We start from the raw sequence: 11,660 nt of genomic DNA, 5'->3' as shown, positions 1-11,660 counted from the left end.
CGACCGCGCCCGACACGACCGCAGTGGACTGCGAGGTCCCGGTGCCCCGGAAGAATCGGTGCTCCGCGTCGCCGGCGACGAGGCCCTCGGGGTGATGGCTGTCGATGTAGGAGCCCGGGTCGCGGAGGCTGACGATCGAGCGGCCCGGCGCCACCAGGTCGGCGTGACGGATCGCGTTCCCGCGGTTGGACAGAGAGGCGACCACGTCGTCGGCCGTCGTCTGGGTTCCCTGATGGTCCGACGCCCCCACCGCGATCACGTACGGGTCGACGGCCGGGCTCGTGAGCTGCGCCGCTTCGAGGCCGTCGTTGCCGGCGGAGGCCACGACCACGACCCCGTGGAACCAGGCCGACTCGACCGCGTGGGCCAAGGGGTCGAGCACGTAACTCGGCGCCGCGTCGGTGCTGTACGACAGGTTCAGCACGCGGATGTTCAGCCCGTTGTCGTGCCTGTGCTGCACCACCCAGTCGATCGCCTCGATGACCTGGGAGACGTCGGTGGCGCCATCGGCAGAAGCCACCTTCACGCTCACGAGCCGCGCGTCCGGCGCGATGCCCGTGAAGCGCCCGGCGCCGGAAGCGCTGTCGCGCCCGGCGATGATGCCCGCCAGATGGGTGCCGTGACCGAACGTGTCGACGCCGGGCCGGGCGACATCGCCGGGCTCGGATGAGAGGTCGGGCCCGTTGACGACCTTGTCGGAGCCCTCGAGCCCTTCGACGGGAGCGACGCCGGAGTCGATGAGGGCGACGTCGACGCCCTTGCCCGTCACCCCTTCGTCCCACGCCTCGGCTGCCCCGATCGCCTTCGCCACATTGCGGAGGGACCCCAGATCGCTGTCCGCCGTCCACGCGTCGGTCTGCAGCCGGAGGGATGCGTCGCGGGTGACCGACACGACACCCGGTGCCGCCGACAGCTCGGGCACCCGGTTGGTCGGGACCTGCGCCGAGAAGCCGTCGATGATGCCGAGGTGGCGACCGACGTGACCGCCGAGCGTCTCGACCGCGGCCTCCGCGGCCTGTCCGGCGCCGGCGACCTGTCGCACGATGACGTCGACCGGCGGGCCGGCCGGCGACGCGCTCGCACGCGCGGGCACGACTGCGGCGGAGCTACCTGCGAGCGTGAGCGCGAATGCGGCACATGCGGCTCTGCCGCGTCGTGCCAAGCTGCTTCGAAAGACCATCTGGCGTCGTCCGTCTCTCCGGGGGGTTGGCTGCTTTCCGTGAGAGTACGGCCACGCTGTGTGACGACAAATAGGTCATATCTGCCATTTTCGCCAAGCTGACCGGGCTAGTCACCGGATGCGAAGTTACGCCCAGAGCCGGCCGCGTCGCGCAGCGCGCGTAGTCCGGAATGACCACGGCAATACCACCCTGCGGACCTATTTACCTGCACCTCCGCCTTCGGCATCCTCTGCCCAGCGGCACGAAACGAAGGAGGGGCCGGTTTGAGGGAGTACCTGCGTGCGGCGGAGGCGGCGGCGCTGCTCCACGTCTCCCCCAAGACGATCAGCCGGTGGGCCAAGGAGGGACGGGTGGCGCACGTCATCACCCTGGGAGGCCACCGTCGATTCCCGCGGGGTGAGATCGAAGCCCTGGCCCAGCGCCAGATGGGCAAGTGATCGAGGTACGCACCTCGCGCTGATGGTCGAGGCATCCTGGTCGCGGTCGGCCGACAGGACACCTCGAGACAGAGACCGGGACAGTTGAGCGAGACGGATCCGACGCTCGCGCGCGCAGACGCGGCGACCGCAGTCCCTTCGGTCGTGCCCGCCCACGCGCGCAAGGGCGTCTCCGGCAGCGACTTCCGGTGGTTCTGGACCGCGTACGCGGTCTCCACCTTCGGCGACCAGATCACCCTGGTGGCGCTGCCTCTCGCGGTCTTCGCCCGCACGGAGAGCGCACTGTCGGTTGGCATCGCCGCTTCGATGCAGTCGTTGACCGCAGTGGCGCTCGGCCTCGTGGCCGGCGCCTACGCGGACCGGTTGCGACACCGGCCGATCCTCATCGCGACCGATCTGCTCCGCGGCGCGCTCCTCGGCGCGGTCGCGGTCGCGGTGATGCAGTCAGACAGCTACTCGGTGCTCATGCTCTACGCCGCCGCGTTCGTCATGGGCGCGCTGCGCGTGCTGCACGACGCAGCCGCGGGCGCGGCGTTGCCCCGCGTGGTGAGCGGCACGGACCTGTTGAGCGCCAACGGTCGGCTCAGCGGATCCGAGTCCGCGGGGAACATCGGCGGGCCGGCGCTCGCCGGCGCGCTCGTCGCGCTCGGAGGCGCGGGTCTTGCCCTGGCGGCGGACGCGCTGTCGTTCCTGCTCTCGGGGATCTCGGTCAGCGCGGTGCGTCCCCTGCGCGACAAACGATCGCACGACCGCGCCCCGGTCGCTCGACGTGGCTCGATTCGCGACGACGTGATCGAGGGCCTGCGGGTGGTGTGGGCCGACCGCCCGTTCATGCACGGCCTCGTGCTGGTGGCGGCGATGAACGTCGTGGCCGTCGCGGTAGAGGCGCAGTTCATCCCGTACGCCGAGGAGCTCCTGCACCTCAAGTCGGGTGCGATCGGGGTGTACTTCGCCGTGGGGGGGGCAGCCGGCTTGATCACCGCGATCGTCCTCAGTCGCAGGCAGGAGGCCCGGGGCGACGTGGTGCTGGCGGGCGTCGGCTTCTTCGCCGCTGGCGTCATGGTGGCCGGGCTCGTGCCGTCGCTCCTGAGCGCGGGCGTGGCCTACGTCGCGGCGGGCGTGGGCAGCGTGATGGTGATCACCCACTTCACCGCCCTGCGCCAGCGCCGGTTCCCGGTGCGACTGCTCGGCCGGGTGGGGATGGCGGCGCGCACCGTCCTCTTCGGGATCCTCCCGTTGGCGCACCTCGGCGGCGGCTGGCTGGCGGGGGCCGCCGGACCGAGGGTCCTCTTCATCGTGGCCGCGAGCATCGGGTTGATCGCCACCGCGTGGGGCGCGGTGGGAGACGTGATCGACCTCACGGGTTGACGAGTCGGGACGACGGGGACCGTCGCTGACGATCGTGGTAGTCAAGGGCTGCCGAGATCGTTCAGAGAGCGGAGGGGTAGCAGTGCTGAAGGGTCTTGCCCACACCGCCGTGTGCGTCGCGGATGTCGACGCTGCGGTTCGCTGGTACGAAGCGGTGCTGGGCCTCACTGTCATCTGGCCCGCGACGCTCATGGACGGCGAGGACATCCAACGCGACATGGGCGAGCTCATCGCCCCGCCGGTCGCCTTGAGGGCTGCGATCCTCGGTGTGGGCGAGAGCTCCGACCGCGTGCTCGAGGTGATCGAGTACCCGAACGTCGAAGCACCACGTTCACGCGTGGACACCTCGGTCACCGACCACGGCTTCACCCACGTCGGACTCATCTGCGACGACATCGCGGCCACGCGGGCCGACCTCGAGGCGAAGGGCGTCGAGTTCCTCACCCGCGGCATCGCCGAGGTCGCGGGCCTGCGCACCACGTGGTTCCGCGACCCTTGGCGCAACGTGTTCATCCTCATGGAGAAGCGCGCGCCGGCCCAGCCCTATTACCGCCAGCTCTAACCCGCGATCCTGGCCGCGCCCTCGGTCGCCTCAGCGTTCCAGGCGTGCGGAGGTGTCGTTCGAGCAACACCATGCCATGGCGGAGACGAGACGGCTTCACCTTCGTCCAGCTGTGCAGCACGACGGTGAGCAGGTCGAGGGTCTCGTACAGCGCCACCCGCGCGCGCGACACCGGGCGATGCGACTCGTACCGGGCGAGAAAGGCATCGCAGAGCGCGTCGACCTCGTCGGCGCGCGCGTGGAGAGCTTCGTCGCGGCTCGCCCGCTCGACGTCGTCGGTGAGCTCGCCGAGGGCGATGTCGCGGACGGTCGCGCGGAACATGGCGACGTCGAGCGCGGGCTCCGCGTGACAGAACCCGTCGAAGTCGATGACCGACGCATCCGCTCCGCACAGAAGCACCTGGGCGGGGCGGAAGCTGCGGTGCGCGGGGCCGACAGGATCGGCCGGGCACGCGGCGGCCCGCGCCGCCAACTCGGCGAGGAGCGGCTCCACCGTCGGAGGAAGCGCGGGGATGGCGTTCCCGAGGCGTCCCAGCGCCTGTCGCACGTCGGCGAGCTCGTCCTCCCAGGTGACGGTGACCTCGGCCGCCGCACCGCAACCGTGCAGTACCGCCAACCCGTGGGCGGCCTGCGCGACCGCGGTGTCGAGTCGGGCGCGGGCCGCGGCTGCGTGCGTGCGCCAGGCCTCGACGATCAGCTGCTTGAGCGTCTGCTCCTCGCGCACCGGGCCCTGGATGAGCACGTTGAGCTCGGGCAGGAACGCGAGCGGCTCGGCGACGTGCACGGGATCGCCCCGGGAGAGCGGACTGTCCCACACCGCGCGCATACCGCCCCAGGCCACCCGGCCCTTGTCGCCGTGGTACGTCTTGGCCACCACCAGGTCGGGCCCGCGCGACGAGCCCTCGACGCAGTCGAACCCGAGGCGGTACAGCACGGTGCAGCGGCTGCCGGGCGAGTAGCGCGCCACGCGGGGCTCGCAGGTCGCGATGCGCAGGTCGCGGTGCCGCGGGGACTGCTCGGCGATGGCCGCCTCCAGCAGCGCGCGCGACCGCTCCGGGTCGACGAGCACGGCGAGCGCCGGGAGGTCGTCGTCGGGGGGCTCGACCTCGACGGGCATGCCGAGCCGCGACAGCCAGCAGCGCCAGCCGGCCGCGCCGAGCGGCACGGACGGAGGTCGGGCGTCGGGCTGTACATGCCCCGGAGGCACCAGCGTGCCGAGCAAGCGCAGCGTCCGCTCGCCGCCGTCGGGATCGGTGAGCGTCACGCGGTACCGGATCGTCCACCGGTCCTCCTTGAGCCGGGCCTGTCCCGAATCGACGGCGGTGACCCGGAGCCGCCCCTCGCGGAGCTCGGGCACCGATGCGACGAGGGCATTCGCGACCCGAACCGGGTCGGCGGCGGCGACCAACCAGTCGGGCAGCTCCCGCAGCGGGCCGAGCACGTCGACGACCGTCAGCTGGTCAACCCCCGACACCGTCGACATCCCCCACGTCGGGAACGCTACGCAGCCGTCCTCAGCTTGGGAAACCCGACCGTGGTCGCGGTCGTCGACCCGGTTTCTACCGCGTGAAGATGCGGACCGGGCCGTTGGAGGCGTGCGACAGCTGTCGGGCGATCGTGCGCGCCAACCGGCTGGTGGCGCGGGCCGTGTCGGTTCCCTGGGGGGGCGGCGTGGCCGCGAGCGCGCCGAGCGACACCATCACGGCGACGACGACCGCGCCCGCCCGTTGCCGTCCCCAGCTGAATCCCTGTGCGTGCGTCAATGCTCTCCCGCCGTCCTGGTGTCGGCCGCTCTCAGTGACTGTTTCGGTCACTCAGTGTGTAGACCGTATGGCCCACCGTGGCTATTTCCGGTGGACGAGCGGGCTAGTTCGCCGGCGCGGAGGTTCACTCGACATCGGGCCACGCGCGGACGACACTTGCTGGTCGCAGCAGGCGAGCGAGGGGAGCGTGGCGTGTACTCGTGCATCGTCGTCGGCACGGACGGATCGGACACGGCCGCCGAGGCGGTCCGCCACGCCGCGGAGCTCGCCCGGATCCACGGCGCCCGGCTCCACGTGGTGAGCGCGTACAGCGCGACGCTGAGCTCCAAGCTCCAAGCCGAGCGCGAGCTGCTTCCCGAGGAGGAGCGGTGGATGGTGAGCCCCGGCGAGCAGGCCGAGCGCGTCCTGGTCGAGGCGGCGAAGACGATCGAGGCGACGACCGGCGTCTCGGTCGAGACCCACGCCCTCCCCGGTGACCCGGCCGAGGTCATCATCCAGCTGGCCGAGACGCTCGGGGCGGAGCTGGTCGTCGTCGGCAACAAAGGAATGTCCGGCATCACCCGGTTCTTGCTCGGCAGCGTTCCCAGCAAGGTCGCGCACCACGCGTCCTGCAGCGTGCTGATCGTCCGCACGACCTGACCACGAGCAGGGGCGACAGGCGCCGCTCCGCGCGTCCGCCGGGTGCGCTTGTGAACAAACCGAACACGAAGTGTAGTATTCGCGGCGCTGGGGGTCAGCGGACAGGGGGGGTCCTGATGCTGCGAGGCGGACGGGCGCGGCAGCGCCGGCGGTCAGTCGCGATCGGCGTGATCGTCTGTGGGATGACGTTCTTCGGCTCGGCGTTCCAGGACGCCCCGGCCCAGACGTCAGACGGCTACCTCGGCCAGGTGACAAGTGCGGCGACGACCGACCCCGTCATCGGCGTGGCAGGTGACATCTCCTGCCCCCCTGCGTACAGCGCGTCGGCCACGAGGTGTCAGCAGCTGGCCACCTCCGACCTCCTGCTCGGCATGAACCCCGACGCGGTGTTGACGCTCGGGGACAACCAGTACGAGACCGGCACGCTCAGCGAGTTCCAGCAGGTCTACAGCCCGACGTGGGGTCGCCTGCTCGACCGCACGTTCCCGGTGCCGGGAAACCACGAATACGACACGCCGGGTGCGAGCGGGTACTTCTCCTACTTCGGCGCCCGGGCGGGTGACCCGGCGAAGGGCTACTACTCGTTCGACGCCGGGGCCTGGCACGTGATCGCGCTGAACTCCGAGTGCAGCTCCGTGGGCGGGTGCCAGCCGGGCTCGCCCCAGGAGACCTGGCTCCGGGCGGACCTGGCCGCGCATCCCGCCGCTTGCACCCTCGCCTACTGGCACAAGCCGCGGTTCTCTTCGGGTGGGCGCCACCCGTCCAGCGCCGCCTTCCAGCCTCTGTGGCAGGCGCTGTACGACGCGCACGCCGACGTCGTGCTGTCGGGGCACGCCCACGACTACGAGCGCTTCGCGCCGCAGGCACCAGACGGCGCGGCCGACGACGTCAGAGGCATCCGTCAGTTCGTCGTGGGAACCGGCGGCCGCAACCTCCAGATCCTCGGCGCGTTGCAGCCGAACTCGGAGGTGCTCCAGAACACCAGCTTCGGCGTGTTGAAGCTGGTCCTGCACCCGACGAGCTACGACTGGCAGTTCCTCCCGACGCCAGGGGGCACGTTCACCGACAGTGGCTCGCGCGCGTGCGGCGGCCAGGACATCGAACCGCCCACCGCGCCCACGGGCCTCACGGCGACCGCGACGAACAGCGCCCAGGTCGACCTGGCGTGGGGCAGGAGCACCGACAACGTCGGCGTGACGGGTTACCGGGTCTACCGGGACCACGCTCAGGTAGGCACGACGGGCGGCAGCCAGACGGCCTACGTCGACACCACCGCGGCCCCCGCGACGACCTACATCTATGAGGTGACGGCGATCGACGCCGCCGGCCGCGAGTCACCGCGCTCGAACGCGGTCACAGTCACCACGCCCGACGCGCCGGCCGCTCTCACCCATGTCTTCGCGGCCACCGACGACGCCTTCGTCGAGCAGGGTGCCCCGAACACGAACCTCGGCACCAGCGACAGGCTCATCGTCGACGCCAGCCCCGTCGACAACCTCTTGCTCCGGTTCGACGTCGCCACCGCGAACTGCGACATCACGAGCGCCAAGCTGCGCCTGACCGTGGGCCCGAGCCTCGGCGACGGCTCCCCCAAGGGCGGTGCCTTCTCCACCACCGTCACGTCCGCGTGGAGCGAGTCGACGGTGACTTGGGCCAATGCGCCGCCCGCGAACCCGACGGTCGTCGGGTCCCTGGCGACGGTGAGCCCGGGCTCGACCTACGAGGTCAACCTGTCGTCGGTGGTCACCGCCGACGGACCGGTGAGCCTGCGCGCCGCGACCACGTCGTCGAGCGCGGCGCGCTACGTCTCCCGCGAGGGCTCCGTCACGCTCGGCCCTCAGCTGGCGGTCACCTGCCGGGGGGACGTCCAGCCGCCGACCGCGCCCGGCCACCTGAATGCGACGGCGCCGAGCAGCAATCGGGTCGACCTGGCGTGGGACGCGAGCACCGACGACGTCGGGGTGACGGGTTACCGCGTCTACCGGAACAACGTGTTCGTGGCCACCACCGGCGGCACTCAGACGAGTTACGCGGACACCGGGGTGGCCGCGGCGACGACCTACACCTATGAGGTGTCGGCGTCCGACGCGGCGGGCCACGAATCACCTCGCTCGGCCGCGGTGACCGTCACGACACCGACGAGGCCGCCCCTGGTCTTCGCACCCACCGACGACTCCTATGTCGAGCAGACCGCACCGAGCACCAACTTCGGCTCCGCGGGCAGCCTCGTCATCGACGCCAGCCCGGCGGACAACCTCCTGCTGCGATTCGACGTCGCGACCTCGGGCTGCCACATCACCGGCGCCAAGCTGCGCCTGACGGTGGGAGCGGGGGCCAGCGACGGAACGCTCAAGGGCGGCGCCTTCTCGACCACGGTCACGAGCAGTTGGAGCGAGTCGACGGTGACGTGGGCCAACGCGCCTGCGGCCAACGCGGCCGTCATCGCCTCTCTGGGTGCGGTGAACCCGGGTCAGACCTATGAGGTCGACGTCTCCTCGGTCGTGACCGCGGACGGCCCGGTGAGCCTGCGCGCCACCACCGGGTCGACGGGCGCCGGGCGCTACGTCTCCAAGGAGGGCTCTGCCACGCTCGGGCCCCGACTGGTGGTCAACTGCGCGTAGGGCCGTCGGGACGGGTCGTACGGCCGGCGGCTCAGTCCGCGGTGGTTGTCAACGCGCGCTGAAGGCCGGCGACGTCGACCCCGAGCGCGACGAGGAGTTGCGTCGCCGTCGCGTGCTCGTCGTCGAGGACGGAAACCAGGAGCACGGACGGGCTCACGAGCGTTCGGGGGCTCGAACGGGCGGACGCCCGCTCGAGCGCCTGCTTGACGCGCGGCATCACGCCGAGGCCGTCACCCGTGAGCATCGGGAAGCAGCGCGGGCTCCGCCGCCGTCTCCGGCGGGTCCGGACTGCAACTCGATCCAGCGCCGCGGGCCCGAACGTGGCCTCCGCCCGGCGGCGGACCTCCGCGAGGTCGATGCCGAGCGTGGCGAGGAGCGCCTCGTCGGAGGCGCGCCCGGGGTCGCCCACCTGCCGAGCGAGCTCGCCGCGCACGGTGTCGCTCTCCGGCAACCGCGCGGCGGCGCCGGGCGGGAGGACGGACGCGTGTGACGCGAACGCGATCAGCAGGTGTTCGGTGCCCAGATAGCCGCCGCGCTGGCGATGGGCTTCGGCGAGCGCCTCGACAACGATCGCGTCGGTCTCGGTGTCGAGTCTCGGGAAGACGGTCACCGCCGCAAACCTCGACGAACGTGGTGCTTCTTGTGGACCGACTGGCGCGTGACGCCCAGCTCGGACGCGATCGCCTGCCACGACCAGCCCACCGCTCGGGCGCGGTCGACGTGGAGGGCCTCGAGCTCATCGACGAGCGAACGGAGGGCGGCGACTGCGGCGAGGCCAACTGCAGGATCTCCGCTGTCCACGGCTTTGGTGAGCCTGGTCATCTCCACGGACTGCCGCACCCTCGGCCTCGTCCTCTGCCGCACGCTGTCACCCTAGACTGACAGACCCGGCATGTGTCAACTTGGGCTGACGCGCGAACGCGCCGGTCAGGCACTGCCGAACGCGGCTCTGGCGGGTCCCAGATCGAAGTACTCGCGCCACGCCTTGATGCGGCCGTTCTCGATCTCGAACACGCCACAGATCGGGAGCGTCACCGGAACCCCGTTGATGGTGATGTAGTCCGTTCGCTCGTTCATCACGACATCGCCGGACGCGATCTGGTGGTGCACCACGAGGCGACCGGGCGGTACATCGGCGAATCCGGCGACGAACTCGCGGATCGCCCGTTTCCCGACGATGGGTGCCAAGGGGATGCTGTGGTAGACGCCATCGTCGGCGAAGTGGTCGACGATGAACTCGGTGTCGCGACCCTCCCACGCGGCCAGGAACGCCCGGATCATGGCGTCGTTCGACGTCGTGGACGTGCCATCGGTCATGAGATCTCGCTGCCCGCGCCGCGGACGCTAGCAGCAGGGCAACGCGGCCGATGGCCCGCAGACGTAGGGGCGGGCGGCCCGGTACCGTCCTCGTCGTGACCGACCAACCCGCAGACGCCGTCGCTTTTCCGGAGCTCGACGACGAGCAGCTGGCCGTGGTCTTCGAGCTCGGCGAGCGCCGCCAGGTTCATGCGGGCGAGGTGCTGTTCTCGCCGTCCGACGACCACTACGACTGGGTCGTGATCCTCAGCGGCTCGGTCGAGGTCCTGGGGCCGAACGATCAAGTGATCACCCGCCACGGCGCCCGGCGCTTTCTCGGCGAGGTCAGCCTCGTGACCCGCCAGCGCCCCTACCTGTCGACCAGGGTCGCGGAGTCGGGCGAGGTCGTGGTGGTCCCCGCCAAGGTGTTCCGGACGAAGGTGCTCTCCGACGCCCGGCTCAGCGACACCGTCCTGGAGGCGTTCCTCGCGCGGCGAGCGGTGCTGATGACGACCGCGGCCGACACCTTGAAGATCATCGGGTCGGATTACAACCCGGCGTCCATGGCTCTGCGGGAGTACGCGGCGCGCAACCGGCTGCCGCACCACTGGATCGATGCCGACACCCAACCCGACGTCGCCGCCCTCCTCGAGCACCTGGGCGTGACCGCCGCCGATCTCCCGATCGCCATCACCCAGCGGGGGTTGCTCAAGCGGGCGACGCCCGGAGAGCTGGCGTTCCAACTCGGCATGACGGCCGACGCGCTGCCCGATCGCTGCTTCGACGTCATCGTGGTGGGCGCCGGTCCCGCCGGGCTCGCCGCGTCCGTCTACGCCGCATCCGAGGGCCTGCGGACCCTGACCGTCGACGCCGTGTCGGTGGGCGGCCAGGCGGCCACCAGCTCACGCATCGAGAACTACCTCGGCTTCCCCACCGGTATCTCCGGCCAGGACCTGACCACGCGGGCCTCCATCCAGGCCCAGAAGTTCGGCGCGGTCATCACCAGCCCGTGCGCGGTCACCTCGCTCGACGACATCGCCGGACACGTCGTGGCCACGCTCTCCGACGCCACCCAGGTCGCGGGCCGCGCCCTCGTGGCCGCGACCGGCGCCCACTACCGCAGGCTGCCGGTGGACGGGCTGGCGCGCTACGAGATGGCGGGCGTCTACTACGCGGCGACCGAGCTCGAAGCCCGACGGTGCACCGGCGAACCGATCATCGTCGTCGGCGGCGGCAACTCCGCCGGCCAGGCCGCGATGTACCTCGCCGAGAGCGGCTCGTCGGTGCACGTCGTCGTGCGGCGACCCCTGGTTGCGACGATGTCCAGGTACCTCGTCGACCGCATCGACTCGCATCCCCGCGTGCACGTCCACGACGGCAGCACGGTCACGGCCCTCCACGGCGAGCCCACGCTGCAGCGCGTCACGGTCAGCGGCGCGGACAAACAGCTCGACATCGACTGCACCGCCCTGTTCTCGTTCATCGGGGCCGAGCCCAACAGCGCGTGGCTCGGCGGCGTCGCGGTCGACGAGCACGGCTTCGTGCTCACCGACCGCTCCCTCGATCGAGCGTTGCTCGGCGACGCGTGGTGCGCGATGCGACGTCGCCCACTGCCCTACGAGACGAGCCTGCCCGGCCTGTTCGCCGTCGGCGACCTCCGTTCCGGATCGACCAAGCGCGTCGCCGCGGCCGTCGGAGAAGGCTCGGCCGCGATCCGCTCGGTGCACGAGCACCTCGCGCTCACTGCCGACGCGTCGCCACCCGCGTAAGAGCTCATTGCAATGATCCCGGCG

12 protein-coding genes are annotated in these 11,660 nt (G+C 71.1%); 6 read left to right on the top strand and 6 right to left on the bottom strand.

All coding sequences use genetic code 11. The annotated features are described in order from the left end of the window. Positions 1-1,180, bottom strand: a 1,180-nt coding sequence (locus E6G06_13950) for a peptidase S8 and S53 subtilisin kexin sedolisin (GenBank protein ID TML89759.1), incomplete at its 3' end; no start/stop codon positions are given. 264 nt (positions 1,181-1,444) lie between these two features. Between E6G06_13950 and E6G06_13945 the strand changes: the two genes are divergently transcribed. The 3 genes from E6G06_13945 (at position 1,445) to E6G06_13935 (ending at position 3,548) form a co-directional block, all read left to right on the top strand. Continuing rightward, entirely contained in the window at positions 1,445-1,618 is a 174-nt protein-coding gene (locus E6G06_13945) for a helix-turn-helix domain-containing protein (protein TML89758.1), read from the top strand. 33 nt (positions 1,619-1,651) lie between these two features. Next, positions 1,652-2,986 (top strand): MFS transporter, encoded by a 1,335-nt coding sequence (locus tag E6G06_13940; GenBank protein ID TML89757.1) that lies wholly within the window; start codon positions 1,652-1,654, stop codon positions 2,984-2,986. An 82-nt stretch (positions 2,987-3,068) separates the two neighbouring features. Then, on the top strand, positions 3,069-3,548 hold the full coding sequence (locus E6G06_13935; protein TML89756.1) for a VOC family protein: 480 nt from the start codon (positions 3,069-3,071) through the stop codon (positions 3,546-3,548). On the opposite strand, the gene E6G06_13930 is transcribed toward E6G06_13935, so the two are convergent. Together E6G06_13930 and E6G06_13925 are read right to left on the bottom strand one after the other, a co-directional pair. Continuing rightward, entirely contained in the window at positions 3,502-5,031 is a 1,530-nt protein-coding gene (locus E6G06_13930; GenBank protein TML89755.1) for a hypothetical protein, read from the bottom strand. The two genes, E6G06_13935 and E6G06_13930, sit on opposite strands and share 47 nt — an antisense overlap. Before the next feature lie 76 nt (positions 5,032-5,107). Continuing rightward, positions 5,108-5,362: a hypothetical protein gene (locus E6G06_13925; protein ID TML89754.1), complete on the bottom strand. Its 255-nt coding sequence runs from the start codon at positions 5,360-5,362 to the stop codon at positions 5,108-5,110. A gap of 141 nt (positions 5,363-5,503) precedes the next feature. Here E6G06_13925 and E6G06_13920 point away from each other — a divergent pair, with 141 nt between their 5' ends. Further along, positions 5,504-5,950 carry a universal stress protein gene (locus E6G06_13920; protein ID TML89753.1) on the top strand — a complete coding sequence of 149 codons (447 nt, stop codon included), beginning with the start codon at positions 5,504-5,506 and terminating at the stop codon, positions 5,948-5,950. 182 nt (positions 5,951-6,132) lie between these two features. Next, positions 6,133-8,571, top strand: a complete 2,439-nt coding sequence (locus E6G06_13915) for a DNRLRE domain-containing protein (GenBank protein ID TML89752.1) — start codon at positions 6,133-6,135, stop codon at positions 8,569-8,571. Between the two features lie 31 nt (positions 8,572-8,602). On the opposite strand, the gene E6G06_13910 is transcribed toward E6G06_13915, so the two are convergent. From E6G06_13910 to E6G06_13900, 3 genes are all read right to left on the bottom strand, one after another. After that, on the bottom strand, positions 8,603-9,181 hold the full coding sequence (locus E6G06_13910; protein ID TML89751.1) for a hypothetical protein: 579 nt from the start codon (positions 9,179-9,181) through the stop codon (positions 8,603-8,605). Continuing rightward, the gene (locus tag E6G06_13905) at positions 9,178-9,393 is read right to left on the bottom strand and encodes a helix-turn-helix domain-containing protein (protein TML89762.1); all 216 of its coding nucleotides are present in this window, start codon (positions 9,391-9,393) and stop codon (positions 9,178-9,180) included. The genes E6G06_13910 and E6G06_13905 overlap by 4 nt, the downstream gene beginning before the upstream one ends. A 105-nt stretch (positions 9,394-9,498) precedes the next feature. After that, entirely contained in the window at positions 9,499-9,852 is a 354-nt protein-coding gene (locus tag E6G06_13900; protein ID TML89761.1) for a nuclear transport factor 2 family protein, read from the bottom strand. Positions 9,853-9,983: 131 nt separating this feature from the next. On the opposite strand from E6G06_13900, the gene E6G06_13895 reads away from it, so the two are divergent. Further along, on the top strand, positions 9,984-11,636 hold the full coding sequence (locus E6G06_13895) for a cyclic nucleotide-binding domain-containing protein (GenBank protein ID TML89750.1): 1,653 nt from the start codon (positions 9,984-9,986) through the stop codon (positions 11,634-11,636). Positions 11,637-11,660: the final 24 nt, after the last annotated feature.

Source organism: Actinomycetota bacterium (assembly GCA_005888325.1).
GTDB lineage: Bacteria > Actinomycetota > Acidimicrobiia > Acidimicrobiales > AC-14 > AC-14.
This window is presented reverse-complemented; position numbering and strand designations above follow the sequence as displayed.

Excerpts from the sequence above, each read along its gene's own strand:
- E6G06_13905 (TML89762.1), bottom strand. The coding sequence starts at position 9,393 with ATGACCAGGCTCACCAAAGCCGTGGACAGCGGAGATCCTGCAGTTGGC.
- E6G06_13915 (TML89752.1), top strand. The coding sequence starts at position 6,133 with ATGACGTTCTTCGGCTCGGCGTTCCAGGACGCCCCGGCCCAGACGTCA.
- E6G06_13900 (TML89761.1), bottom strand. The coding sequence starts at position 9,852 with ATGATCCGGGCGTTCCTGGCCGCGTGGGAGGGTCGCGACACCGAGTTC.
- E6G06_13930 (TML89755.1), bottom strand. The coding sequence starts at position 5,031 with ATGTCGACGGTGTCGGGGGTTGACCAGCTGACGGTCGTCGACGTGCTC.